Source organism: Nonomuraea sp. NPDC049486 (assembly GCF_040676925.1).
In the GTDB taxonomy this organism is placed as follows: Bacteria; Actinomycetota; Actinomycetes; order Streptosporangiales; family Streptosporangiaceae; genus Nonomuraea; species Nonomuraea ferruginea.
Map to the genome: position 1 here is coordinate 123,159 of NZ_JBFAPV010000005.1, position 24,449 is coordinate 147,607.

Annotated in this window: 27 protein-coding genes; 17 read left to right on the forward strand and 10 right to left on the reverse strand. The window is 72.5% G+C overall.

The genetic code is table 11. The features are described from left to right. The first annotated feature begins 37 nt into the window (after positions 1–37). Positions 38–1,018: a CbiX/SirB N-terminal domain-containing protein gene (locus AB0K05_RS16740; protein ID WP_364229900.1), complete on the forward strand. Its 981-nt coding sequence runs from the start codon at positions 38–40 to the stop codon at positions 1,016–1,018. Positions 1,019–1,405: 387 nt separating this feature from the next. Here the strand turns inward: AB0K05_RS16740 and AB0K05_RS16745 are convergent, their stop codons facing one another. Continuing rightward, on the reverse strand, positions 1,406–2,065 hold the full coding sequence (locus tag AB0K05_RS16745; protein WP_271280046.1) for a DUF1707 domain-containing protein: 660 nt from the start codon (positions 2,063–2,065) through the stop codon (positions 1,406–1,408). A gap of 150 nt (positions 2,066–2,215) precedes the next feature. Between AB0K05_RS16745 and AB0K05_RS16750 the strand changes: the two genes are divergently transcribed. Continuing rightward, positions 2,216–3,562 (forward strand): ankyrin repeat domain-containing protein, encoded by a 1,347-nt coding sequence (locus AB0K05_RS16750; RefSeq protein WP_364229902.1) that lies wholly within the window; start codon positions 2,216–2,218, stop codon positions 3,560–3,562. A gap of 16 nt (positions 3,563–3,578) precedes the next feature. Here AB0K05_RS16750 and AB0K05_RS16755 read toward each other — a convergent pair whose 3' ends face one another. Both AB0K05_RS16755 and AB0K05_RS16760 read right to left on the reverse strand, forming a co-directional pair. Next, a complete protein-coding gene (locus AB0K05_RS16755; RefSeq protein WP_364229904.1) occupies positions 3,579–4,472 on the reverse strand; it encodes a maleylpyruvate isomerase family mycothiol-dependent enzyme in 894 nt (297 codons plus the stop codon). After that, complete coding sequence (locus AB0K05_RS16760; protein WP_364229906.1) at positions 4,472–5,032, reverse strand: sigma-70 family RNA polymerase sigma factor; 561 nt, start codon at positions 5,030–5,032, stop codon at positions 4,472–4,474. Before AB0K05_RS16760 ends, AB0K05_RS16755 begins: the two co-directional genes overlap by 1 nt. A gap of 149 nt (positions 5,033–5,181) precedes the next feature. Here AB0K05_RS16760 and AB0K05_RS16765 point away from each other — a divergent pair, with 149 nt between their 5' ends. From AB0K05_RS16765 to AB0K05_RS16790, 6 genes are all read left to right on the forward strand, one after another. After that, entirely contained in the window at positions 5,182–5,607 is a 426-nt protein-coding gene (locus tag AB0K05_RS16765; protein ID WP_148030409.1) for an OsmC family peroxiredoxin, read from the forward strand. A gap of 32 nt (positions 5,608–5,639) precedes the next feature. Then, the gene (gene glgX, locus AB0K05_RS16770) at positions 5,640–7,757 is read left to right on the forward strand and encodes a glycogen debranching protein GlgX (protein ID WP_271276789.1); all 2,118 of its coding nucleotides are present in this window, start codon (positions 5,640–5,642) and stop codon (positions 7,755–7,757) included. A 30-nt stretch (positions 7,758–7,787) separates the two neighbouring features. Continuing rightward, on the forward strand, positions 7,788–8,504 hold the full coding sequence (locus AB0K05_RS16775) for a pyrimidine reductase family protein (protein WP_364229909.1): 717 nt from the start codon (positions 7,788–7,790) through the stop codon (positions 8,502–8,504). A 2-nt stretch (positions 8,505–8,506) separates the two neighbouring features. After that, positions 8,507–9,670, forward strand: a complete 1,164-nt coding sequence (locus AB0K05_RS16780) for an ATP-dependent DNA ligase (protein WP_148030406.1) — start codon at positions 8,507–8,509, stop codon at positions 9,668–9,670. 27 nt (positions 9,671–9,697) lie between these two features. Continuing rightward, positions 9,698–10,024, forward strand: coding sequence for a hypothetical protein (locus AB0K05_RS16785; protein ID WP_148030405.1), 327 nt, complete (start codon positions 9,698–9,700; stop codon positions 10,022–10,024). A gap of 171 nt (positions 10,025–10,195) precedes the next feature. After that, entirely contained in the window at positions 10,196–10,486 is a 291-nt protein-coding gene (locus AB0K05_RS16790) for a hypothetical protein (RefSeq protein WP_364229911.1), read from the forward strand. A gap of 116 nt (positions 10,487–10,602) precedes the next feature. Here AB0K05_RS16790 and pgeF read toward each other — a convergent pair whose 3' ends face one another. Then, positions 10,603–11,307: a peptidoglycan editing factor PgeF gene (pgeF, locus tag AB0K05_RS16795; RefSeq protein ID WP_364229913.1), complete on the reverse strand. Its 705-nt coding sequence runs from the start codon at positions 11,305–11,307 to the stop codon at positions 10,603–10,605. Between the two features lie 88 nt (positions 11,308–11,395). Here pgeF and AB0K05_RS16800 point away from each other — a divergent pair, with 88 nt between their 5' ends. Further along, positions 11,396–12,253 carry a tetratricopeptide repeat protein gene (locus tag AB0K05_RS16800; protein ID WP_271276784.1) on the forward strand — a complete coding sequence of 286 codons (858 nt, stop codon included), beginning with the start codon at positions 11,396–11,398 and terminating at the stop codon, positions 12,251–12,253. Positions 12,254–12,277: 24 nt separating this feature from the next. Here AB0K05_RS16800 and AB0K05_RS16805 read toward each other — a convergent pair whose 3' ends face one another. The 3 genes from AB0K05_RS16805 to AB0K05_RS16815 form a co-directional block, all read right to left on the reverse strand. Then, positions 12,278–12,817: a putative immunity protein gene (locus AB0K05_RS16805; protein ID WP_271276783.1), complete on the reverse strand. Its 540-nt coding sequence runs from the start codon at positions 12,815–12,817 to the stop codon at positions 12,278–12,280. Between the two features lie 100 nt (positions 12,818–12,917). Beyond that, on the reverse strand, positions 12,918–13,319 hold the full coding sequence (locus AB0K05_RS16810) for an RNHCP domain-containing protein (RefSeq protein ID WP_271276782.1): 402 nt from the start codon (positions 13,317–13,319) through the stop codon (positions 12,918–12,920). Positions 13,320–13,333: 14 nt separating this feature from the next. After that, positions 13,334–13,696, reverse strand: coding sequence for an RNHCP domain-containing protein (locus tag AB0K05_RS16815; protein WP_261808410.1), 363 nt, complete (start codon positions 13,694–13,696; stop codon positions 13,334–13,336). 294 nt (positions 13,697–13,990) lie between these two features. On the opposite strand from AB0K05_RS16815, the gene AB0K05_RS16820 reads away from it, so the two are divergent. Next, positions 13,991–16,285 (forward strand): acyl-CoA dehydrogenase family protein, encoded by a 2,295-nt coding sequence (locus AB0K05_RS16820; protein WP_364229916.1) that lies wholly within the window; start codon positions 13,991–13,993, stop codon positions 16,283–16,285. Positions 16,286–16,313: 28 nt separating this feature from the next. Here AB0K05_RS16820 and ligD read toward each other — a convergent pair whose 3' ends face one another. After that, positions 16,314–17,312: a non-homologous end-joining DNA ligase gene (gene ligD, locus AB0K05_RS16825; protein WP_364229918.1), complete on the reverse strand. Its 999-nt coding sequence runs from the start codon at positions 17,310–17,312 to the stop codon at positions 16,314–16,316. Between the two features lie 342 nt (positions 17,313–17,654). Here ligD and msrB point away from each other — a divergent pair, with 342 nt between their 5' ends. Continuing rightward, positions 17,655–18,056, forward strand: a complete 402-nt coding sequence (msrB, locus tag AB0K05_RS16830) for a peptide-methionine (R)-S-oxide reductase MsrB (protein WP_364229920.1) — start codon at positions 17,655–17,657, stop codon at positions 18,054–18,056. A 188-nt stretch (positions 18,057–18,244) separates the two neighbouring features. Here msrB and AB0K05_RS16835 read toward each other — a convergent pair whose 3' ends face one another. Together AB0K05_RS16835 and AB0K05_RS16840 are read right to left on the reverse strand one after the other, a co-directional pair. Continuing rightward, positions 18,245–19,042, reverse strand: a complete 798-nt coding sequence (locus AB0K05_RS16835; protein ID WP_219543200.1) for an alpha/beta hydrolase — start codon at positions 19,040–19,042, stop codon at positions 18,245–18,247. After that, positions 18,984–20,267, reverse strand: coding sequence for a cation:proton antiporter (locus tag AB0K05_RS16840; RefSeq protein ID WP_364229922.1), 1,284 nt, complete (start codon positions 20,265–20,267; stop codon positions 18,984–18,986). Before AB0K05_RS16840 ends, AB0K05_RS16835 begins: the two co-directional genes overlap by 59 nt. Before the next feature lie 157 nt (positions 20,268–20,424). Here AB0K05_RS16840 and AB0K05_RS16845 point away from each other — a divergent pair, with 157 nt between their 5' ends. Genes AB0K05_RS16845 through AB0K05_RS16870 form a run of 6 tightly spaced genes read left to right on the forward strand, consistent with a single transcriptional unit; the run spans position 20,425 to position 24,445 of the window. Next, positions 20,425–21,165: a hypothetical protein gene (locus AB0K05_RS16845; RefSeq protein WP_364229924.1), complete on the forward strand. Its 741-nt coding sequence runs from the start codon at positions 20,425–20,427 to the stop codon at positions 21,163–21,165. A 29-nt stretch (positions 21,166–21,194) separates the two neighbouring features. After that, entirely contained in the window at positions 21,195–22,187 is a 993-nt protein-coding gene (locus AB0K05_RS16850) for a methyltransferase domain-containing protein (protein ID WP_364229926.1), read from the forward strand. A 1-nt stretch (position 22,188) separates the two neighbouring features. Next, positions 22,189–22,395, forward strand: a complete 207-nt coding sequence (locus AB0K05_RS16855; RefSeq protein WP_148030392.1) for an MbtH family protein — start codon at positions 22,189–22,191, stop codon at positions 22,393–22,395. Continuing rightward, entirely contained in the window at positions 22,392–23,408 is a 1,017-nt protein-coding gene (gene gntD / locus AB0K05_RS16860) for a guanitoxin biosynthesis L-enduracididine beta-hydroxylase GntD (RefSeq protein ID WP_148030391.1), read from the forward strand. The genes AB0K05_RS16855 and gntD overlap by 4 nt, the downstream gene beginning before the upstream one ends. A gap of 11 nt (positions 23,409–23,419) precedes the next feature. Beyond that, positions 23,420–24,226, forward strand: a complete 807-nt coding sequence (locus AB0K05_RS16865; RefSeq protein WP_219543197.1) for an SDR family oxidoreductase — start codon at positions 23,420–23,422, stop codon at positions 24,224–24,226. A 45-nt stretch (positions 24,227–24,271) separates the two neighbouring features. After that, the gene (locus AB0K05_RS16870) at positions 24,272–24,445 is read left to right on the forward strand and encodes a hypothetical protein (RefSeq protein WP_219543196.1); all 174 of its coding nucleotides are present in this window, start codon (positions 24,272–24,274) and stop codon (positions 24,443–24,445) included. Positions 24,446–24,449: the final 4 nt, after the last annotated feature.

The following is a 24,449-nucleotide window of genomic DNA, read 5'->3' on the forward strand; positions in this document are numbered from 1 at the left end:
TCCGTTGGCAGGCGGGGCCGGCCCGAGCGTCCCACTGGTGGCGGTCGCGCACGGTTCGCGAGATCCCCGTGCCGCCGCCACCGTGGAGGCGCTGCTCGTCGAGGTGCGGCGGCTGCGCCCCTGGCTCCCGGTGCGCTCCGCCTACCTCGACCACGCCACGCCCACCCTCGGGCAGGCGCTGCACGGCCTGACCGACGCGGTGGTGCTGCCGCTGCTGCTGACCGAGGCGTACCACAGCCGGGTCGACCTGCCCGCGGCGCTGCGTGAGGCGCGCGCCCGCGAGCCTCGTCTGCGCGTCCGCTACGGCACGACCCTGGGTCCGCACCCGCTGCTGACGGCCGCCCTTGAGCGGCGCCTGGAGGAGGCGGGCGTGCCCGCCGGCGACCCGGACACCGCGGTCGTCCTGGTGTCGGCGGGCTCCAGCGACGCGCGCGCCAACGAGGTGATCGCCCGGCTCGCCCGCGCCTGGCGCCGCCCCGCCGCCGCGCCGTCCTTCGCGGCCCGCTCCTTCGCCGCCCGCCCCGGCACCACCCCCTGCGCGGCCGGGTCTCCCGAGGGGGTATGGGAGCCCGCGCAGTCTCGTGCTACAAGCTCGGGTGCCACGCGATCCCGCACCGCGGGCTCAGGTGCCGCGCAGTCCCGCACCGCGGGTTCGGGCGCGGCATGGGCGGAGGTTGTGCCGTCCCACGCCGGGCGGTTCGACGGCGGCTCTGTATGGGCCGCCACGGGGGCGGGGTGCGGGTGGTGGGCCGTGGAGGCCGCCTACGCGTCGGCGGCGGCGCCGACGCCCGCTGAGGCCGTCGCCAGGCTCAAGGAGGCGGGTGCGCCTCGGGTGGCGGTCGCGCCCTATCTGCTGGCGCCGGGCTACTTCGCCGACAAGGTGCGCCGCACCACCCTGGAGGCGGGCGCCGACGTGGTCGCCGACGTGCTCGGGCCCGCGCCGGAGCTGGCCCGGGTGCTGCTGGAACGGTACGAGTCCGCGCTGCGGTCCCCGGCAGGCGACCTCAGGACGGCCTGACCGTACGGGACGCCGATGTGCGGAGCCGTGCCCACGGACGCCGATCACTCAGGCGCGCCACCGCATACCGTACGGAACGCGCCCGGGCGCGACACCGCAGGGCCGCGGAAACGCGCCCGGGCGCGGTCAGGACCACCTGACCGTACGAGACGCCGATGTGCGAAGCCGTGCCCACGGACGCCGATCACTCAGGCGCGCCACCACATGCCGTACGGAACGCGCCCGGGCGCGACACCGCAGGGCCATGGGAACGCGCCCGGGCGCGGTCAGGACCGCCTGACCGTACGAGACCCCGATGTGCGGAGCCGTGCCCACGGACGCCGATCACTCAGGCGCGCCACCACATGCCCTACGGAACGCGCCCGGGGCGCCGGTGCCGGGGTGGGGTCAGTAGCCGCGGCCGAGAGAGCGGTCGCCGTGGTCGTCGCCGTGGAGCTGGCGCCAGTGCTCGCGCCAGGCCGACCAGCCGCGCTTGATGGGCTTGGCCCGGGAGTCGCCGAGCACCTTCACGTCGCCCATGATCGCGTAGGCGTGGACCCGCACCATCGGCACGTTCATGCCCCGCGGCGCCTCCTGCACGTCGACCCGTTTGTCGCCCATGATGGCCATGCCGTCGAGGTCGACGTTCACACCGTCGGGGACGATGATCTTCACGTCGCCCATGACGGAGACGGCCATGATCTCCACCACGCCGGTGCGCACCTCGGCCTCGCGCAGGTCGAGCACGACGTCGCCCATCACGGCCACCGCCCCCAGCTCCTGGTCGATGCGCCAGGTGCCGCGCCGTTTGGTGTCGCCCAGGACGCCGACGAACCAGCGTCGTTTCTTGCCCTCGCGCCGCTCCGCGGGCGGCGTGAAGGCCGCGGCGGCGGGCAGGTCCTGCGTGAGCAGGGCGAGCTCGGTCTGGGTGGTGGCGGTGTAGGCGGCCTCGGTGCGGTCGGTGAGCTCGGCAAGGGTGAGCCTGCCTTCGACGGAGGCCTCGCGAAGCAGCTCGACCACGGCCTCGCGCTCGGCGTCGGAGGCGCGTACCTCCCCGGGGTCAGTCATACTCGCAACATATCGCGTTTTGACGGTGTCGCGGTCCTCCCCAAGGAGGAAATGGGGTGAACCACTATCGACACGCACCCCGTACCAGATAGTGACACGGACCCCAGCATGGTCCCGGGGCGCGGCCGGGCCAGGCTAGGGTCCGTTGTCATGCATGAGGAACAGCTCTACCGGGCCGCGCTGGACGGCGACGAGAAGACCGTCGGCGAGCTGCTCGCCGAGGGCGCCGGCCCCGATCGGCCGTACGAGGGCGACGAGGGCGGCCTGCCGCTGTGCGCGGCCGCCGCCCGCGACCGGGTGGAGGTCGCCGGGATGCTGCTGGCCGCCGGCGCCGGCGTGGACACCAGGGAGAGCGGCGGCTGGACCGCCCTGATGTGGGCCGCCACCAACGGCGCGGCGGGCACCGCGCGGGTGCTGATCGAGGCGGGCGCCGACGTCGACGCCGCCAACGAGACGGGTGACACGCCGCTCACGCTCGCCGCCCGCCGCGGCGCGCTCGGCGTGGTCCGTGAGCTGCTCGACGCCGGCGCGGACGCCGCCAAGTACGACGGCGACGGCGACACGCCGCTGGAGATCGCCGCCGACTGGGTGGGCGTGCACCTGGAGAGCGCGCTGCTCGACCAGGTCGAGCAGGAGGGCTGGACGTACGCGGTGCACCGCCAGTGGGCGGGCGACGGCACCGGGCTGGTCACGGTCACCGCCACCTCGCCCGACGGGTCGGAGACCGAGCAGGTGGCGGCGCAGCGCGGCCATGCCGCCATCGCGACCCTGCTGGAGGCGGCGGCGGGCGAGTGGGCGCCGGTCGAGCGGCTGCTGGCGCGCGCGCTCGCGCACCGCGACCTGGACGAGGACGCCGAGACGTGGTGGGCGGCGGCCGACGCGCTGGCCGCGCGGGGCGACGAGGAGACGTACGAGGCGCTGGCGCGGCTGTGCGTGAGCGAGGACGCCAGGGAGCGCGAGTTCGGCGTGGACGCGATCGCCCAGTTCGGCCTGACCGGCGACGACAAGCCCTACCTGGAGCGGACGCTGCCGCTGCTGCGGCGGATGACGGTCACCGAGTCCGGCCCGCAGGTGCTGCGTTCGGTGCTGGCGGCGCTCGGCCACCAGGGCGACCCGCGGGCGCTGCCGCTCGTGCTCGGCCTCATCACCCGCCCCGGTCACCAGCGCACCATGACCGACGCCATCGCGCTGGCCGACGTGCTGACGCCGGACCACGCCGAAGGGGTGGCGCTGCTGGTCGAGATGACCGGCGACGACGACGGCGAGGTGCGCGACTGGGCCACGGCGGGCCTGGCCGGGCTGGACGCGGACACGCCCGGGATCCGCGACGCGCTGGCGGCCCGGCTGGACGACGAGGTGCTGCGCACGGTGGCGGAGGCGGCGCGCGGCCTGGCCAGGCGCGGCGACCCGCGCGCGGCCCGCGGCGCCGAGCGGGTCCTGGCCGAGTCCGACGACCCCGAGCTGCACGAGCTGGTCGGCGACGTCCGGAACGCCTGAGCGATCCCCGGGACCGTCAGGGTCCTGACAGGGCCGGGGCCGTGCGCAGCACGTCGCGGGCCAGGCCCACGTCGCCGTCCAGCCGCGCGGGGAAGCGCTCGGGGTCGCCCCGGCCACCCAGCAGGAAGCAGAACTCGACCACGCCCGCGGTGATCCGCGCGTCCGGGGGACCGGACGCGGGGGCGTCCTCGACGCCCAGCGCCACGTGCCACTCGCCGCCGCCCGCTCCGGTGAGCGTCACCAGCACGCTGCGCCCTGACCCGTCGAGCCCGGACAGCAGCATCGTCCACGGCAGCAGCCGGGCGCACAGGTCGGCCGTCGGGTGGACGTGCTCGGGGACGGGCTCCGGCAGCCGGACGCCGGCCGCCCTGGCCGCGTCGTCGGTGTGGATCCAGGTTTCGAGCATCCTGGCGAGCACGTGGTCGCGGACCGGGACCGTCAGACCGTCGACCGAGGCGGTGGTGCCGGGCGGGACCGTGGCCAGGTGGCGGCAGAGGGCGTCGGCCTGCGCCCGCCAGTCGCGGCGGGTCTGCTCGGGGCTGCGCGCCCGCTCGTACGCCTGCACGTCGGCGGTGCGGCCGAGCGCGTCGGCGGCGGCGAGTTCGGGCCCCAGGACGGAGGCGCCGACGCCGGCCGCGACCAGGCCGTCCTTGGCGGCCAGGTGGGCGACGAGCTCCTGCAGCGTCCAGCCCTCGACGATGACGCGCGACCAGTCGTCGTCCACGGCGGCGGCCAGCAGGGCGTCCATGGCGGCGACCCGGCCCGCGTAGGGCTCCGCCCACGGCGCCGTGGGAGCCGCCGGGCGGCGCCGCGCCCGGGCTCCGGCCAGCATCTGCGGACGCAGCGAGCCCTTCGGCTCCGCCGGCTCTTCGAGCAGCGCGTCCAGATACAGACGCTCGAGCGGCTCCATCACACCTCTTCCTCCGCCAGCGCCTCCGCCAGGCGGCGCAGCGCCAGCCGGATGCGCGACTTGGCCGTGCCCTCGGGCACGCCCAGCTCCTCCCCCACCTGCCGGTAGGTCCTGCCCCCGAAGTAGGCCAGCTCGACGGCCTGGCGTAACGCGTCCGGCAGGGCCATGACGGCCTGCCGCACCCGATCGGCCTCGTCGCCGGCGAGCACCGTGTCCTCCAGCCTCTCGGGCTCCCGCTGGAAGAGCCTGGGACCGATCGCGGACACGCGCCTGCGCTCCTCCGCGCGCACGTGGTCGACGGCGCGGCGGTGCGCGATCGTGGCGAGCCACGCGCGCAGGGTGCCGCGCTCCGGGTCGTACGCCAGCGGACGCTCCCAGAAGACCAGGAAGACCTCCTGGGTGATGTCCTCGGCGATCACCCGGTCCCTCGTCACGCGCAGGGACAGGCCGAAGATCAGCGAGGCGAGCCGATCGTAGATCTCTCCGAGTGCGGCCTCGTCGCCGCCGACCACCCGCTGGTGCAGCAGGCGGTCGTCGTACGGTGCCTCCACTGGCACCACACTCCCGATGATCCGGACTAGACGGCGGGTGCGCCGCGACCCAGCATTTCATCATTCGCCGCGAAACGGCAGACGGATGTCGGCCACGGCCGCTTTCCCGCCCCGCGATAGGGTCGGAAGGTCGTCCATCAACAAGAGGGAGCACTCGCATGGCCACGACCCGCACCGCCACGACGCAGTGGAAGGGCGCGCTGCTCGACGGTTCCGGCACTGTTTCGCTCGACACCTCAGGGGTCGGGAGCTTCGAGGTGTCCTGGCCGTCCAGGGCCGAGGCCGCCAACGGCAAGACCTCGCCCGAGGAGCTCATCGCCGCGGCCCACTCCGCCTGCTTCTCCATGGCGCTCTCGCACGGGCTGGCCGGCGCGGGCACGCCGCCGGAGTCGGTGCAGACCAGCGCCGACGTCACCTTCCAGCCGGGTGAGGGCATCACCGGCATCGTGCTCACGGTCAAGGCCCACGTGCCGGGCGTCACCGCCGAGCAGTTCCAGCAGGCGGCCGAGACCGCCAAGGTCAACTGCCCGGTCAGCAAGGCCCTGACCGGCACCACGATCACGCTGAACGCCGAACTGCTGTAGCAAGACCCGATCGCATGCGACAATAAGGTCACATGCGCGACGTCTGGCCGGGCGAACCCTATCCACTCGGCGCTACCTGGGATGGCGTGGGCACCGGTTTCGCGGTGTTCTCCGAGGTGGCCGAGCGGGTCGAGCTGTGCCTGTTCCACGATGACGGCTCCGAGGAGCGCGTCGATCTGTCCGAGGTGGATGGGTTCGTCTGGCATGGTTACCTGCCCGGCATCATGCCGGGCCAGCGTTACGGTTACCGCGTGCACGGCCCCTACCAGCCCGCGCACGGCCACCGGTGCAACCCCGCCAAGCTGCTGCTCGACCCGTACGCGAAGGCCGTCGACGGTGAGCTGCAGTGGAACGAGGCGGTCTTCTCCTACCACTTCACCGACCCGGCGAAGGTCAACCGGGTCGACAGCGCTCCCTTCATGCCGAAGAACGTGGTGATCAATCCGTTCTTCGAGTGGGGCAACGACCGTCCGCCGCGCGTCCCGTACCACCAGACGGTGATCTACGAGACGCACGTGCGCGGGCTCACCATGCGCCATCCGGACGTGCCGGAGGAGCTGCGCGGCACGTACGCGGGGGTGGGGCATCCGGCGGTCGTCGACCACCTGTTGTCGCTGGGGGTGACGGCGGTCGAGCTCATGCCGGTCCACCACTTCATGCCGGAGCACTTCCTGGTGGCGCGCGGGCTGACGAACTACTGGGGCTACAACACGATGGCCTACCTCGCCCCGCACGGCGACTACTCCAGCTCCGGCACGCGCGGCGAGCAGGTGCAGGAGTTCAAGGCCATGGTGCGGGCGCTGCACGAGGCGGGCATCGAGGTGATCCTCGACGTGGTCTACAACCACACCGCCGAGGGCGACCACATGGGGCCGACGCTCGGGTTCAGGGGCATCGACAACGCCGCCTACTACCGGCTGCACGACGCCGACCGCCGCTACTACCTGGACTACACGGGCTGCGGCAACTCGCTGAACGTGCGGTCCCCGCACGCGCTGCAGCTGATCATGGACTCGCTGCGCTACTGGGTGCTGGAGATGCACGTCGACGGGTTCCGGTTCGACCTGGCGTCGGCGCTGGCGCGCGAGCTGCACGACGTCGACCGGCTGAGCGCGTTCTTCGACCTGATCCAGCAGGATCCGGTGATCTCGCAGGTCAAGCTGATCGCCGAGCCGTGGGACGTCGGGCCCGGCGGCTACCAGGTGGGCAACTTCCCGCCGCTGTGGACGGAGTGGAACGGCAAGTACCGCGACACGGTCCGCGACTTCTGGCGGGGCACGCACTCGGCGCTGCCGGACTTCGCCTCGCGGCTGACGGGCTCGGCCGACCTCTACGAGACGTCGGGGCGGCGGCCGGTGGCCTCGATCAACTTCGTGACGTGCCACGACGGGTTCACGCTCACCGATCTCGTCTCGTACAACCGCAAGCACAACGAGGCCAACGGCGAGGACAACCGCGACGGCACCGACGACAACCGGTCGTGGAACTGCGGCGCCGAGGGGCCGGTGGAGGATCCGGCGATCGTGCGGCTGCGCCACCGGCAGCGGCGCAACTTCCTGGCCACGCTGTTCCTGTCGCAGGGCGTGCCGATGCTGTCCCACGGCGACGAGCTCGGCCGCACGCAGCGGGGCAACAACAACGCCTACTGCCAGGACAACGAGATCGCCTGGGTCGACTGGTCGGCGCTGCGCACGGAGGCGCAACTGCTGGAGTTCGTGCGCAAGCTGGCGAAGCTGCGCAGCAGGCACCCGGTGTTCCAGCGGCGGCGGTTCTTCCACGGCCGTCACCCCGAGAACGGCGAGCGCGACCTGGTGTGGCTGACGCCCGGGGGCGCCGAGATGACGGCGGCCGACTGGCACGTCGGCTACGCCAAGTCGCTGATGGTCTATCTGAACGGTGACGCGATCACCGAGCCGGGGCCCCGCGGCGAGCGGATCTCCGACGACTCGTTCCTGCTGCTGATCAACGCCCATCACGAGGACATGGCGTTCACGCTGCCCGGCGAGACGTTCGGGGCGGGCTGGCTGCTGGAGCTCGACACCGCCGACGACAGCTCTGAGGGGCTGTTCGGCGACGAGCGGTGGCGGGCGGGCGACGTGGTGGCGGTGACGTCGCGTTCGATGCAGGTGCTGCGCAGGCCGCGAGAGTGACTTGTCGGAGGCGTGTGCCAAGGTAGAGGGGTGCGCCGCATCCATCCCGACATAAAAGACGATCCGGACATCGTGCAGGCCTACGCCTACCCGGAGGGCAGGCCCTGGCTGCGCCTCAACATGGTGGCCAGCGCCGACGGCGCGGCCTGGGACAAGGGGTTGTCCGGAGGGCTGTCCGGCAAGGCCGACAAGCGGGTGTTCGGGGTGCTGCGCGGGCTGGCCGACGTGGTCCTGGTGGGCGCCGCGACCGTGCGGGCCGAGGGCTACGGGCCGGTCAGGCCGCGCGAGTCCTGGCGCGAGCTGCGCGCGGGGCGGCCGGCGGCCGCGCCGCTCGCCATCGTCAGCCGCGGCCTCGACCTCGACTTCGGCGCGCCGCTGTTCCGCGAGGCGGTGAGCCCGACCCTGGTGATCACCTGCGAGAGCGCGCCCGCCGACCGGCGCGAGGCGGCGGCCGAGGCCGGCGAGGTGATCGTGGCCGGCGGCGAGCGGGTCGACCTGGCCGGCGCGGTGGCCGCGCTGCACGCGCGCGGGCTGACCCGGGTGCTGTGCGAGGGCGGGCCGCGGCTCAACGCCCAGCTCGCGGCCGCCGGGCTGGTCGACGAGCTGTGCCTGTCGGTGAGCCCGCTGCTGCTGGGCGGGGACGCGTCGCGGATCCTCGACGGTGAGCCGTCGCGGGAGCGGCTCCGGCTGGGCCAGGTGCTGGAGGAGGAGGGCGTCCTCTTCTGCCGCTACACGAGGGAGATGTGACCATGAGCGAGCCGACGACGCCCAGGCCGGCGCGGAAGCCCAAGGAGCCGGAGCCGATCCCCGATCTCGACCTGCCGGTCAGGCCGCCGGTGGGGCCGATGCTGGCCAAGCCGGTCAAGGCGATGCCGAAGCAGGACGGCACCCTGTTCTACGAGCCGAAGTGGGACGGGTTCCGGTGCATCGTGTTCCGCGACCGCGACGAGGTCTATCTCGGCAGCCGCAACGAGCGGCCGTTCACCCGCTACTTCCCCGAGCTGGTCGAGGCCGTCAAGGCGGAGCTGCCCGAGCGGTGTGTCGTCGACGGTGAGATCGTGCTGCCGAGCGGCTCGGAGCTCGACTTCGAGGCGCTGCAGCAGCGCATCCACCCCGCGGCCTCGCGGGTCAAGATGCTGTCAGAGCAGACCCCGGCCTCGTTCGTCGCCTTCGACCTGCTGGCCGTCGGCGACGAGGCGCTGATGGACGCGCCGTTCGCCGACCGGCGGGCCCGCCTGGAGGAGCTGTTCCCCCAGAAGGGCCGGTCGGTGCGGCTCACCCCGGTGACCAAGAGCGACGAGCAGGCCGGCGAGTGGTTCGAGATGTTCGAGGGCGCCGGGCTCGACGGCATCATCGTCAAGCCGGGCGACCAGCCCTACACCCCCGACAAGCGGGTGATGTTCAAGGTCAAGCACGAGCGCACCGCCGACGTGGTGATCGCCGGCTACCGCGAGCACAAGACGGGGCCGATCGTGGGCTCCATCCTGCTCGGCCTCTACGGCGACGACGGCAGGCTCCACCACGTGGGGGTGGCGGCCTCGTTCCCGATGGCGCGCCGGGCCGAGCTGGTGGAGGAGCTCAAGCCGTACCTCGCCGAGCTGGGCGAGCACCCGTGGGGCCACTGGGCCGAGCAGGCGCAGGCCAACCTGGGCCGGCCGGCCGCCACGCCCGCCACCGGGGGCCAGCGGGTGCCGGGGGCGATCTCGCGCTGGAACGCCAAGAAGGACCTCTCGTTCATCCCGCTCCGGCCGGAGCTCGTGATCGAGGTCGCCTACGACCAGATGGAGGGCGACCGGTTCCGCCACACCGCGCAGTGGCGGCGCTGGCGGCCCGACCGCACGCCGGAGTCGTGCACGTACGAGCAGCTCGAACGGCCGGTCTCGTACAACCTCGACGACATCCTTGCCCGCTGACCCTGACCATCGTCTATATATCGCTGTATGAGCAGCAGTGAAGAACTGAAGGCGGCCCTCGCCGCCCGCCGTGATCTCGGCCCCGACTTCGAGGAAGCCATCGCGGCGTCGTTCCTCGACAAGGTGGGGCAGGAGGTCGACCGGCGGGTCGACGAACGTCTCCGGGCCGCTCCCGCCAGGCGACGGCCCGGCCCGACCGACGGCCAGCGGCTCGCGCTCGCCATCGTCTCGCTGGCGCTCGGCACGGGGGCCACGATCGCGCTCGCCGCGCTCGGCGCGCTCAACCCCGCGCTCCTGGTGATCTGGCTGGGCATCGTCGCGGTCAACTTCGTCTTCAACCGCCCCGGCGCCTGACCCGGACGGCTCGCCCTGAGGTCGCCCTCGCCCGTTTCCGCTTCCTTCGTCATGTCCGGCGAACGTCCTCATGACGCCCTGGCCCGGTCCATCCAGGCGCATGAGGATGAAGATCGCACCGAGTGACTCCGCTCCATACAGGGCGGAGAGCAAACCGAAGGGAGCAAGACGATGATGCGCAAGAGGACCGTCACGACCCTGTTCGCGGGCCTCGTGACCGCGGTCGGACTGTGCCTGGCACTCCCCGGGAACGCCGGCGCGGCGTCGCAGGACTGCGAGGCGCCGGCGCAGCTCTCAGGGGTCTCCGCGCCGTTCGTGTGGTGGTGCGAGGGCTATTACATGACCTGGCAGGAGTGCAGGGACACCGGGGTGGCCTACGTCGGCGCCCAGGGCGCGAAGGCGTGGGCGTGCGATGAGGTGGGCCCCGCGAACTATCCATGGAGACTCCGCATCCTGGACTGAACGCATGCCGGCCCGGCGTGCGGGCTTCCGTCCACGCGTCAACGGATTCGCCAAGGCTGAACCGCTGTGTGACCAGCGATCCCGGCGTCCATGGACTGGACCAGATCTTCGCGGGGCTAGGCGAGCCAGATGAGTCCCGCGAAGCGGCCGGCGTCCTGGCGGCGGTGGGAGTAGAGCTCGCCGGACTCGATGGTGCAGCGGGCGTCGTGGCGCACGTCGGGCACGCCCGCGTCGCGGAGCTGCGCCTCGATGCCGGCGCGCAGGTCGAGCGCGGGGGTGTCCCAGGAGGTGGTGGAACGGGCGGGCGGCACCTTCGCGGCCACCCGGTCGCGGAGCTCGGCGGGCACCTCGTAGCAGCGCCCGCACGCCCCGGGCCCGACGAACGCCACCATCCGCCCCGGCTCGGCGCCCTTGGCCGCCATGGCCTCGACCAGCGCAGTGGAGATCCCCGCTTCCGTGCCGGGACGCCCGGAATGCGCGGCACCGGCCATGCGCGCCACCGGATCGGCCACCAGCACCGCCGGGCAGTCGGCGCCCAGGGACGCCAGCGCCAGCCGCGGCTCCGTGGTGAACACCGCGTCGACCGGCGGCGGGTCGTCGCCGAACGGCTCGCTCACGTACGCGACCCCGGCGCCGTGGACCTGCCTCATGAACACGATCGCCCGCACGCCCAGCTCGGCCGCGACGCCGTCGCGGTTGGCGCGCACGGCGGCGGGGTCGTCGCCGGTCAGGCCGCCGAGGTTGCGCGTCGCGTACGGCGGCGCGCTGACGCCGCCATGGCGGTCGGTGACGGCGACGTGCACGCCGGGGGCCAGTTCCATGCCCCGATCCTATGACCGCCCCGGACGGCGGGCTGCGGTGGCGGCGAAAGGGCGTCATGATCGACAAAGGGCCGATAGATTTCCCCCCATGAGCGAGGAGATCAACGAGGGCGCGGCCCGGTCGCGGGCGTCGGTGCTGCGCAGCCGCGCCGAGTCGTACATCGCGCTGGGGCGGCACGACGCGGCGATCGCCGACCTGACCGAGTCGATCGCCCTCGTGCCGGACAACGCGCGCGCCTGGCGGCTGCGCGGCGAGAGCCACCGGCTCATCGAGCGGTACGAGGCCGCGATCTCCGACTTCGACGAGGCGCTGCGGATGGAGCCCGACAGCGCGTACGCGCTGGGCTCGCGCGGCCAGGCGTACGCGGCGCTCGACCGCCACGAGGAGGCCATGGCGGACTTCGAGCACGCGCTGACCCTGTCACCGGACTCGCTGTGGATCCTGGAGGCCAGGGCGGACGCGCTCGCGGACCTGGACCGGCTGGACGAGGCGCTGGCCGAGCATGCCAAGATCATCGAGCTGGACGGCGGCCTGGCGCACTCCTGGGTGTCCAGGGGCGACCTCTACCAGCGGCTGGGCCTCTATACCGAAGCCATCGCCGACTACACCAGCGCGCTGGAGATCGACCCCGACCTCGTGCGCGCCCTGAGCCGGCGCGGGGAGGCGCTGCGCATGATCGACCAGTACGAGGACGCGCTGGCGGACCTGAACCGGGCCGTCGAGCTGGCTCCCGACCACGACCGCGCGCTCGGCAGCCGCGGCGCGGTCCTTAGCGAGCTGGGCGACAACGAGGCCGCGCTGAAGGACCTCGACCGCGCGATCGAGCTGGACGCCGAGTACGTGTGGGCCTACCGGGTGCGCGGCGAGATCTTCCAGGAGGAGGACCGCCACGAGGAGGCGATCGCCGACTTCACCCACGCCCTGCGGCTGGAGTTCGGCGACTGAGGACCCGTGTGCTGTGGCGCCTTCTCAGCGGGACGCGCGCAGGGAAGCGTCCAAGGTGCTCATGAGCTGCGCGACACGGTTCTTGGCGGTCGGCGCGAGGGGATACCGGCACAGAACGGCGATCAGGGTGGGCGTGGCGCGCTGCCGCGCCTGGTCGATCATCATGTCTCCGACCGCGGGATCGCCGCCCGCGTTCAGCTCGGCGACGCGTGCGGCACTCGCGGCGGCGCGCAGGATGTGGCCCACCTGGGTGGCCTTCGCTATCGGGTGCAGGTATGCGGCGGACGCGGCGTCACCGGCGGAGCGCGCGGCGAGACGCGCGGCTTCGGCGCCCGCCTCCCTGGCGGCTCGATGGGCGTCCAGCGAGGTGACGCGCTGCAGCTTGGTCCTTCTCGCGCCGTTGACGAACTCCCATGCGGCGTCGATGGCCGCGCGCGGGCGGAGATCACCCGGCACGGCCTCCTCGAACACCGGGAGGACGTCCTGAGCGCTCTCGGCCACGTAGCGCGCCACGACGCGTAGTTCGTCCATGGTCAGCTCGAAATCGCCCGACACGATCGTCATGAAGCCGATCTTTCCATGGTCCGGGAGCGCCGCGACGCCGTAGTTCTGCCGGGAGCGGGCCGGCTGTTGAGGGCCCCGGGGGTCGCCCGGGGCCCTCGGGTCACAGCGAGAGCAGCGCGCCGACCCGCAGCCGGTCGTCCGACAGCGGTCGCATCGCGATGCGGACCAGGACGAGCGCGTTGTCGTCGCCCGCGATGCGGTTGGCGCTGAGCCCGCCGCACGACTGGCAGTGGTGGATGATCAGCCACTCGCCGTCGTCCCGCACCGTGACGCTGACCGGCGCCATGCGGCCCCGGCACGCCGCCCGGCGGTCACCGGGGACGCGGTGGTCGACATGCCTGCTGGTCAGGCAGTTCGGGCAGTGGTTGCGGTGCGCGGTGCCCGGCGCGGTGACGGGCACGTCGAGGCGGCAGCCGACGCACCGGAACGCGTCGCCCGGCTCGCCGTGCCTGACGTCCTTGCGCCGCTGCGGCCGGCGCTCCGCCGGTTTCCTGCGTGGCATGCGGTCCGCTCCCGTCACAGGTCGCCGAACGTTTCCAGCGGGAACGGCGGCTCGGCGAGCGGGCGGACGGCCATGCGCATGAGGATGAGCTGGTTGTCGTCGCCGCTGATCGGGTTGGACGTCAGCTCTCCGCAGCGGGTGCAGCGATGGATGAGCATCCAGTCGCCGCCGCGCAGCACCGCGATGGAAATCGGCGCCATGCGTGATCCGCACTCGGACGGCCCGCCCTCGGCACGGTCGAGCACGTGCAGCGAGTGCAGGCAGCTCGGGCAGTGGTTGCGGCGGCCGCCTCCGGGGGCGGCTCCGGTCACGGTCAGCCCGCACCGTACGCAGGTGAACGTATCGGTCAGGACCTGACGGGTCTTGTGGGTGGACACCCTGGGGTACTCCTTGCCGGACATGATGGGAAAGGGCAGCAAGGAAGCGCCGTGCGGGCCTCGGGACGGTCAGGGATGACGTGTCATGTACGGGTCCGTATGACGGTACGACGAGGCGCGCGTGGCGCGGTCCCGGGCATAAACCCCCCGCTTTCCAGGGCGTGACCGCCCGTATGACTCGTACATGGACATCGGGAGCGTAACCAGGCCCGGTCCGGGACCGCCACCGATTTTCCCCGCCCCGGCTTCACGTTGGGGGTGGAGAAGGACCGAACAACGTTCTAGGTTCGGTCCATGGGAATCGGGCTGACCACTGACCATCGGGCGCTCGCGGGGTCCGTGCGCGGGCTGGCGGAGCGGGGTGCGGACCATGGTGCGCTGGCCCGGCACGGGGTGCTCGGGCTGCACCTGCCGGAGGAGCGGGGCGGGCAGGGGTACGGGCTGCTGGAGCTGTGCGTGGCACTGGAGGCGCTCGGCGAGCTGCGCGTCCCCGGACCGTACCTGCCGACGGTGCTCGCCGCCGCGGCGGCGGCCCGCTCCCCCGCCGCCAAGGACCTGACCGACGGCCTCGCCAACGGCTCCCTCACCGCCACCGTCGTCCTGCCCGTCACAGGCGGTCCCGCCGCCGCGTCCGGGGCGAGCGACCTCACCGGCGCTCTGCCGTCCAGCGCGGACCGCCCGACCGCCCTGCTCGCGCTCGGGGCGGCGGGGGCCGATCTGTTTTTGGTGCCGGTAGGTGCGGATGGCTGGGCGTTGCTCGATCGCGGGGATGTCGTGGCGGAGCCCGCCGCAGGTGTGGACCTGGACCGTGACCTGTGCACCGTGACCGTCATGGACGTGCCCCGGGAACGCGTGCTCGGCGCGGTGCCGGTACGGGAGCTGGCCGCCGTGCTGCTCGGCGCGGACGCCTGCGGGGTCGCGGCCTGGGCCGTGGCCACGGCATCGGAGTACGCCGAGGTACGTGAGCAGTTCGGCCGGCCCATCGGGCAGTTCCAGGGCGTCAAGCACCGGCTGGCCGCCGCCCTGGTAACCCTGGAGCAGGCCCGCGCCGCCGTATGGGACGCCGCCAGAGCCCTGGACGACCCCGGACAGCACGGAGTCCACGGACAACCTGGGGTCACCTTGCCGCCCGAGGTGCGGCTTGCCGAAGAGGCGACCACCTTGCCGCCGCAGGGACAGCTTGCCGGGGAGGTGGCTGCCTTGGCGCCGGAGGTGCGGCTGGCTGTGGGGGTGGCCGGGGTGCTCGGGGCGGAGGCCGGGGTGCGGTGTGCGGCGGATGCGATCCAGGTGCTCGGCGGCATCGGCTACACGTTCGAGCACGACGCGCACCGCTACTACCGCCGGGCGTTGTCGGATCGGATGGTGGCCGGGGATCCGGGGGTGTGGGCCGATGAGGTGGCGGCGCTGGCTCTCGCGGGGGTGCGGCGGACGATGGAGCCTGATCTGCCCGAGGACGCCGCCCCGGTCAGGGACTCGGTGCGGGCGCACGCCGCGTCGCTGCGGGCCGCCGATCCGTCCGAGCGCCGACGGCGGTTCGCCGAGGAGGGGTGGATCATGCCGCACCTGCCGGAGCCGTGGGGCCGCGGGGCGTCACCGCTCGAACAGGTGATCATCCACGAGGAGTTCCGCGACCTGAGACGCCCGAACCTGGGCATCGGCGCGTGGGCCGTGCCGTCCATCGTCCGGCACGGGACCCGGGAGCAGCGGGAACGCTTCCTGCCCGGGACGTTCGCCGGCGAGATCGTGTGGTGCCAGCTGTTCAGCGAGCCAGGCGCCGGCTCGGACCTGGCGGGGCTGTCGACCAGGGCGGTCCGTGTGGAGGGCGGCTGGACGCTGACCGGGCAGAAGATCTGGACGTCCCTGGCCCAGTACGCCCACTGGGGCATCTGCCTGGCCAGGACCTCCCCCGGCAAGCCCAAGCACGAGGGCATCACGTACTTCCTCGTGGACATGGCCGCGCCCGGCGTCACCGTCAGGCCGCTCAAGGAGATCAACGGCGACGAGTTGTTCAACGAGGTCTTCCTCGACGACGTGTTCGTGCCGGACGAGCAGGTCGTCGGCGCGGTGGACGGCGGCTGGCGGGTGGCCCGCGACACCCTCTCGCACGAACGGGTCGCGCTCGGCGACTCGTGGGGGCCGGGGTCGAGGCACACGGACATGGCCGCGTTCGCCGCCCGGCTGCCGCTGCGGGAGGCGCAGCGCGAGCAGGCGGGCCGGCTGTGGGCCGAGGGCCAGGCCATCTCCGCCCTCGGCCTGCGCGTGACCCTCGCCCAGCTCGCCACCGGCACCAGCGGCGGCGTGGAGAGCGGGGTCGCCACCAGCAGCAGAGGCGGTAAGAAGAGCAGCGTCGCCACCGGCACCAGCGGCGGCAAGGACAGCGGGGTCGCCACCGCGTCCAGCGTCCGTAAGCTGCTCGGCATGCGGCACGCCCAGGCGGTGGCCGAGTTCTGCTGGGCGCTGGCGCCCGCCGACCCCTACTGGAGCCGCATGATCCTCACCACCCGCGCCTTCACGATCGGCGGCGGGACGACCGAGGTGCAGCTCAACATCATCGCCGAGCGCGCGCTGGGGCTCCCGCGCGACCCGTGACCACTCCCCCGCCGGGAGCACGGAGTGGTCAGTCGTCGCGGGCCTTGCTCGGCTGCACGCGCTTCGGCTCGCCGGGCATTTTCGGATAGTTGGGCGGATAGGGCATGTCGCCGCGCTCGTCCTTCGCGTACAGGTCGAGGAGGGTCTCGATCGAGTAGGCCTGGTCGTCGATGGCGGCGTGCACGTCCCCCAGCTCGGCGAACCTCGCGGGGACCGTGCGGATGTCGAAGTCGCGCGGGTCGGCGTCTTCCAGCTCGGGCCAGGTGAGCGGGGTCGAGACCGGCGCGTGCGGGCGGGCCCGGACCGAGTAGGCGCTGACCACCGTGCGGTCGCGGGCGTTCTGGTTGAAGTCGATGAACACCCGGTCGCCCCGCTCCTCCTTCCACCAGGCGGTGGTGACCAGGCCGGGGTCGCGTTCCTCGACGGCCCTGGCCAGCGCGATGCCGGCGTGGCGCACCTGCACGAAGTCCCACCTCGGCTCGATGCGCACCGCGATGTGGACGCCGCGGTTGCCCGAGGTCTTGACGAACCCGGGCATGCCGAGCTCCTCCAGCACGTCCCTGGTCAGGAACGCGGCCTTGCGCACCGCGTCGAAGCCCACGCCGGGCTGCGGATCGAGGTCGACGCGCAGCTCGTCGGGGTGTTCGACGTCGGGGGCGCGGACCTGCCAGGGGTGGAAGTCGATGGTGCCCAGGTTGGCGCAGTAGGCGATGGCGGCGACCTCGGTGACCTTCAGCGACTCGGCCGTCCGGCCGCTGGGGAAGGTGACGGTCGCGGTCTCCACCCAGTCGGGGCGCTTGGCGGGCATCCGCTTCTGGTAGATGGCCTCGCTCTGCACCCCGTCGGGGTGGCGCTTGAGGTTGGTGGGCCGGTCTCTCAGCGCCCGGAGCGCGCCCTCGCCCACACTGACGTAGTACTCGACCAGCTCGCGCTTCGTCGCGCCGATCTCCGGAAAGTAGATCTTGCCGGGATTCGTCACCTTGACGGTGCGGTCTCCCACCTCAAGCTCGATGTACGGCGATGCCATGGGAACGAACCTACCCCGCGCCTCCGACAAACCACCGGGCGAGAGAAGGGGGCCCGTCCCGGAGCCGCACCGGTGGCGGGACCGGGAGCTCGACGGAACGGGCCCGTCAACGAGACCACTCGCGCCGCCGTTCCGGGCGCTGGCGCGCCACCCGGCCGGCCGTGGCGATCGCCGGCGGCGCCAGCACGGGCGTGGGCTGTGCCGCTCTGGCGATCCGGCGAGTGGTCTCGCCCCTTTACAGGAGGCGATGACACCCCCTTGCTCACAAAGACGCGAATTCGCCCCAGAAAGGATGCTCCCCCTATGGAGATCTCTTTTTGCCGCATCTCGTACGCTGAACGTATGGACAAGGTGGTCAAGAGCGAGACCGAATGGCGGGTCCAGCTCTCTCCGGAGGAGTTTCATGTGCTGCGGGAGGCGGGCACCGAGCGCCCGTTCTCCGGCGAGTACGTCGACACCAAGACCGAGGGCGTCTACGCCTGCCGGGCGTGCGGCGCCGAGCTGTTCAGGTCCGACACCAAGTTCGAGTCCCACTGCGGCTGGCCGAGCTTCTTCCAGCCGTCCGACTCCGACGCGGTGACGCTGATCGAGGACCGCAGCCACGGCATGGTCCGCACCGAGGTGCGGTGCGCGCGCTGCGACTCCCATCTGGGGCACGTCTTCCACGGCGAGGGCTACCCGACGCCGACCGACGACCGCTTCTGCATCAACTCGATCTCGCTGAGACTCGAACCCGTGGAGTGACAGCTCGTTGACACGGCGTATCGGACAGGGGTGGCGGGTAGACCATCGCCGTGAGCCGGATCCATTTTCGTCACCGGTGGGTGACGATCGAGACGATCGGCCGCGTCGTCACGCAGCGGTGCGAGGTGTGCACGAAGACCCGGGTGCGGGTGCGGTGAGATCAGGGGACGCGCGGGTGCCGCGCGTCCCTAGGCGGTCGCGAAGAAGTCCACCATCAGGGAGTTGACCTCGTCCGGCTGCTCCAGATACCCGTAGTGCCCGCACTTGGCGACCTGCGCGTACCTCGCGCCGGGGATGGCGGTGGCGACCTCCTGGCCGAGGTGCGGCGGCGTGATGAGGTCGTCCTCGAAGCCGACGACCAGGCAGCGGCCGCGGATGGCGCGGTAGTCACCCAGCCGGTCGTCCATGATCTCCAGTTTGCTCTGGGCGCGCATCACCGCCTTGGCCGTCGGGAAGAGCTCGAAGAGGTCCAGCCAGTGCCGGGCCCGGCTCTCGTCGTTGAGCGTGTGCGGCGACAGGCTGAGCACCGCGCGCAGCGCCGCGCCGTAGGCGGCGGGCAGCTCCACCGGACCGAAGTTCAGCTCGGCCTCGGCCGCGGCGAGCCTGGCGCGGAAGTGGTCGGGCCGTCCGCGCGTGGCCATCAGCACGGCCTGCTCCACCAGTTCCGGCCGCTGCAGCAGGAGCTCCTGGACGACGTGCGCGCCCATCGACACGCCGACGAGGCGGCAGCGCCCTCCGCACAGGGTCTCGGCCAGCCCGGCGAGGTCGCCGACCAGGTCATCGATCTCGGGCGGCGCCCCGGAGTCCGGCGTCAGGCCGCGGTTGTCGAAGGTGATGACGCGGTAGCCGGCGGCCAGCAGCGCGGGCGCCTGGTGCAGGTGCCAGACGTGCCCGGGGCTGCCGGTGCCCATCACCAGGATCACGGGGTCACCGGTGCCCTGGTCGGTGTAGGTCAGGGTGGTCCCGTTCACTCGCGCCACGGCCATGCCGCTCTCCGTTCTGTTCTGGTGCTCGCTCGAAGGCCGCCCGCAGCAGCGGCGGCGCCAGCAAGGAGGTGGCCACCGCGATCAGGACGACGATCGAGTACGCGGCGGGTGTCAGGATGCCCAGCCGGAGTCCGACGGTGGCGACGATGATCTCGATGAGGCCCCGCGAGTTCAGCCCCGCGCCGATGGCGAACGACTCCCAGCGGGGCATTCCGCTGGTGCGGGCGCCGATGTAGCCGCCGGCCAGCTTGCCCGCCACGGCCAGGGCCAGCAGTCCCGCCGCGGTCAGGGCGACCACCGGCTCGGCCAGTGCCGCGAGGTCCAGGTGCAGCCCGGCGAAGGCCAGGAAGACCGGGGCGAGGACGGCGATGACGGCGGTGCGCAGCCCGGCCAGGTGCCGCGCGCCCTCGCCCTTGGCGGCTCCGGCGACCAGCCCGGCGACGAAGGCGCCGACGACCGGCTCCAGCCCGGCGAGGTGCGCGGCGAGCGCGCCGGCGATGATCACGACGGCCGACATGGTCATGACGGGCGCCGGGTCGGCCACGCTCAGCACGCGCCGGGCGACCGGCCGCAGCACCAGGGCCGCCAGGAGCATGACCGCCAGCCACAGCAGCGGCATCCCGATCGTTTCCGGCCCCGCGCCGCTGGTGGCCATGGCGCCGACGACCGCGAGCAGTATCCAGGCGACCGAGTCCTGGCAGGCGCCGGAGGCCAGGGTGATCTGGCCGACGCGGTGGCCGAGCAGGCGCAGGTCGCTGAGCGTACGGGAGATGACCGGGATGGCGGTGACCGACAGCGCCACGCCGAGGTAGGCGGCGAACGTGACCCGGTCGGCGGCCGGCCCCAGGAGAGCCGCCGGCACCACGAAGCCCGCCGCCGCGCCCAGCACGAGCGGCAGGACCAGCGCCCAGGCGCTGACCCGGGCCAGCGTGCCCGCCTGCTCGCGCAGCCTGCCCAGGTCGAGCTCGGCGGCGGTGAGTCCGACGAGCAGCAGGAGCCCGAGCTGGGCCACGGCGTCGATGAGCGCGCCCGAGCCGGGCCGCGGCAGCCACTGGGCCCAGCCCGGCGCCAGCTGTCCCAGAACGGCGGGCCCGAGCAGGACCCCGGCCGCCAGCTCGCCCACGATCGCCGGCTGGCCGAGCCGGGAGGCCAGCCGGCCCAGGAGGACGGCCGAGGCCAGGATCACGACGAGCTGCAGGAGGAACAGCGGGACCCCAGTGAGCATGGCCCTCAGCGTAGGAAGCCTCCGTACGGCCCCGGCCGGGGCGGCGAGCGAATGGCGATTTCTCGCCACAACGGCGGCGGACGCTTCTCCGGCCTCCGCCACGGTTCTACGGTCCGAGGCAGCGAGATCCCCTCAGGAGAAGCGAAGGATCCCCGCAGTGAATGCCCGAATTGTGCAGGAGCTGAACCAGCACGTACGCCACGCCGGATTGTCCGGCGAGGTGGCGGCCGCCCGGCGCGAGTTCGCCGAGCGCGGATTCGCGATGGTGTCGTTCCTGGCGCCCGCGAGTGTCAAGCAGGCCGTGGCCGACGACGTGCTCTCCCTCATCGAGGAATCCGGGGTCCGGCGCGACCTCAGGTTCAAGGAAACCGGCGGCACGCCCCGCCGGATGCGCAACGTGACGCGATCGGAGATCGCCGAGCACAGCGCCCTCATCCCCGCCGTGTACCGGTCGGAGGCCCTCGTCGGCCTGCTCGCCGAGATCGTCGGCGAGCCCGTGCTGGCCTGCCCGTACGAGCCCGAGCAGTATGTGATCACCCGTCTGGAGCACAGCGGTGACACTCACGGCTGGCACTGGGACGACTACAGCTTCGCGCTGGTGTGGCTGGTGCAGTGCCCGCCACCGGAGCACGGCGGGTTCGTCCAGTGCGTCGCCGGCACCAGCTGGGACAAGAGCGACCCCGCCATCCACCGCGCGCTGCTCGACAACCCCATCTGGTCGTTCGAGGTGGGGGCCGGCGACCTCTACGTGATGCGCACCAACACCACGCTGCACCGCGTCTATCCGATCACCGCTGGCGTGCGGACGATCGTCAACATGGGGTACGCGTCCAAGCCCGACCTGGAGACGGTCACGTCCCACGAGACCATGGACGCGCTGTGGGCGGAGCAGGCGTGAGCACGATGCCGACCGAAATGGAGAACCCGATGCACACGGCTTTCACCCGCGGCCCGGTCGCCGACGTCTTCTCGTCCTACCTCGTCGCGGTGTCACTGTCGGCCGCCGGCGAGCTGGGCATCCTCGACGCGCTCAGGCGGGAGGACAGCTACTCGATCGAGACGGCGAACGCGGACGGGCTCGACCCGCGGCTGGTGCGCCAGCTGCTGGTGACGCTCTCCTGGGCGGAGATCGTCGAGGTCGCCGACGACAAGGCGGTCACCGGGCCGCGCTTCGACGACGCCTACCGCGCGCGGGGATACTTCTACTGGATGGTCCGCGGCTGCGGCGAGCTGTTCTCCGTCCTGCCCGAGGTGAGCAGGACCGCGAACCGCACCGGCGACTTCTACACCAGGGACATGCGGGCGGTGGCGGTCGGCTCCAAGCTGATCGGCGAGACCGAGGTCGAGCCGCACTTCGTCGAGCTGCTCGGCGAGCTTGACTACTCGGCCATCGCCGATCTCGGCTGCGGTTCCGGCCAGCGGCTGATCGACGCGGTCTCCCGCCGGCCCGGCGTGCGCGGGGTGGGCGTCGACATCGCGCCCTCGGCGGTGGAACTGGCGGCGACCTCGGTGGCGCAGGCCGGTCTCGCCGGCCGGATCGGCGTCGTCACCGGCGACGTGCGCGACCTCGAACCGCTGCCCGAGTTCGCCGGCGTCGACCTCATCACCTGCGTCTTCCTGGGCCACGACTTCTGGCCGAAGACCACCTGCGTGGCGGGCCTGCGCAAGCTCCGCACGGCCTTCCCCGACGCGCGGCGGCTCCTGCTGTGCGACGTGGTCCGCAGCGAGGAACCGCCGGGGGCGGACACGACGATCTTCACCCTGGGCTTCGAGCTCGTGCACGCCGCGATGGGCGTCTACCTGCCCACCCGTACGGAGTGGCGTGAGGCGTTCCGCGAGTCCGGCTGGGTGCTGAACGGCGAGCGGGACTTCGCCGCCCCTCCCCGCGGCGTCCTGTTCGACCTGAGCCCGGAGAGCTGACATGAGCAACCCGTTCGACGACGAGAACGGCTCCTTCCTGGTCCTGGTGAACGCCGAGGAGCAGCACTCGCTGTGGCCGTCGGCCTTCCCCGTCCCCAGCGGCTGGAGCGTCGCCTTCGGCCCGGCCTCCCGCGCCGAGAGCCTGGAGTACGTCGAGAGCAACTGGACCGACATCCGGCCCGCCGGCGTGAGGAGCGCACTGGCATGAGCGCCGACACGATCGAATACGTCCTCGACGGCAAAGAGGTGGACTCGATCACGGCCGTCGGCGAGCGGGTCAGGGCGCTCGGCGAGGATCCCGCCGACCCGGGCTTCTTCGACCGCTGCTGGCACATCCGCGAGGAGCTGCCGGTGGGGCTGCGCCGGTTTCTGGAGGACTTCCGCCGCACGGAGCCGGCCGCGTTGTGCCTGGTGCACGGTTTCCCGATCGACGACGACGCCGTCGGGCCGACGCCCGGCCACTGGTCGGTCCCCTCGCAGTCGGCCGCCGCGGGCGACGCGGAGGTCTATCTCGCCCTGTGCGGGATGGTGCTGGGCGAGCCGTTCGCCTGGTCCACCCTGCAGGGAGGGCGGATGATCCAGAACATCGTGCCGATCCGTGGCGACGAGATGCAGCAGAGCGGTCACGGCAGCCAGTCGTCGCTGGAGTTCCACACCGAGGACGGGTTCCACCCGCTGCGCTGCGACTATCTTCTGCTGTTCGGGCTGCGCAACCACGAGCGCGTGCCCACGGTCGTGGCGTCGGTGCGTGATGTGGAGCTGTCGCCGGAGCAGGCCCGGCTGCTGTCGCGCCCGCGCTTCCACATCATGCCCGACGACGAGCACCTGCGGCAGCTGGAGGCGACCCAGCCGGGCCATCCCGCGCTGGCGCTGATGCGCGAGATGCGCGACAGGCCCGAGGCCGTCCCCGTGCTCGTCGGCGAGCCGGGCAACCCCTACCTGCGGCTCGACCGCCCGTTCATGACCTGCGCGGACGGAGATCCAGAGGCCGAGAGCGCGCTCGACGCGCTGGTGGCCGGGCTGGAGGCCGGGCAGCAGGACGTGGCCGTCGGGCCGGGCAGCCTGCTGATCGTCGACAACTACCTCGCCGTCCACGGGCGCAGGCCGTTCCATCCCCGCTACGACGGCACCGACCGGTGGCTGAAGAAGCTGACGGTCAGCAGGAACCTGCGCAGGTCCATCGGCAACCGGGCGACGACCAGCCCTCGGGTGATCTTCTAAGGGGTGCTGCCATGCGTACCGTGGTCATCTCCGGCGCGTCCAGCGGGATCGGGTTCGCCGCCGCCGAGCACTTCGCGCGCTCCGGTGACACCGTCTTCAACCTCGACGTGCAGCCGCCGATCGCGGCGCCGAGCCCGGGTGTCACCTGGGTCGAGGCGGACGTGACCGACTGGCCGGCGATAGAGGCGGCCGTGGCGGCGGTCTGGACGGACCAGGGCCGGCTGGACGTGGTGATCGCCAACGCGGGCATCAGCGTCAGGCACGGCGTGCTCAACCTCGACGAGGCCACCGCCCGCCGCGTCGTGGACGTCAACCTGCTGGGCGTGCTGGGCCTCTGGCGCTGCGCGGCCGGTTACATGACGAGGCAGGGGCGTGGCGTGCTGCTGGCGACGGCGTCCGTCAACGCCTCACGCGCCTATCCGTACTACGCCGACTACAACGCCACCAAGGCCGGCGTCCTGGCCCTGTGCCGCACCTTCGCGCTGGAGCTCAGCCCGAACATCAGGGTGGCGTGCGTCAGTCCGGGCGCGGTGCTGACGCCCATGCAGGAGGCGGAGTACACCCCGGAGATGCTGGAGGAGGTCAACCGCTCCATCCCGCTCGGCAGGCACGCGCAGCCGTCGGAGATCGGCGCGGCCTTCCACTACCTGGCCTCGCCGGCCGCCGCGTTCCTGACCGGGCAGGAGCTGGTCGTGGACGGCGGCGAGATCGCCGGCGCGACCACGTCCGCCTTCGGCACGGGCGGCACCACGGATGTGCCGGGGCCCGCGGCCTGGCCGCTCTCCTCGACCCTGCGGGCCGGCGACGTTACTTTTTAGCGGGACCCGCGTGACAGATCGACACTTCTCCGAGAAAGGACTCCCATGAAGCGCCGCATCACCTTGGTGAGCATCGCGACCGCCTTCCTCACCGCCCTGCTCGTCTCGCCCGCCGTGGCGGAGCCGGACGTCGACCCGTTCAGGAACTTCCACTGGACCGGCGAGCGCGACATCCAGCTGCCCTGGCCCGGCGAGCGCATGATCAGCAAGCTCCCCTGACGTC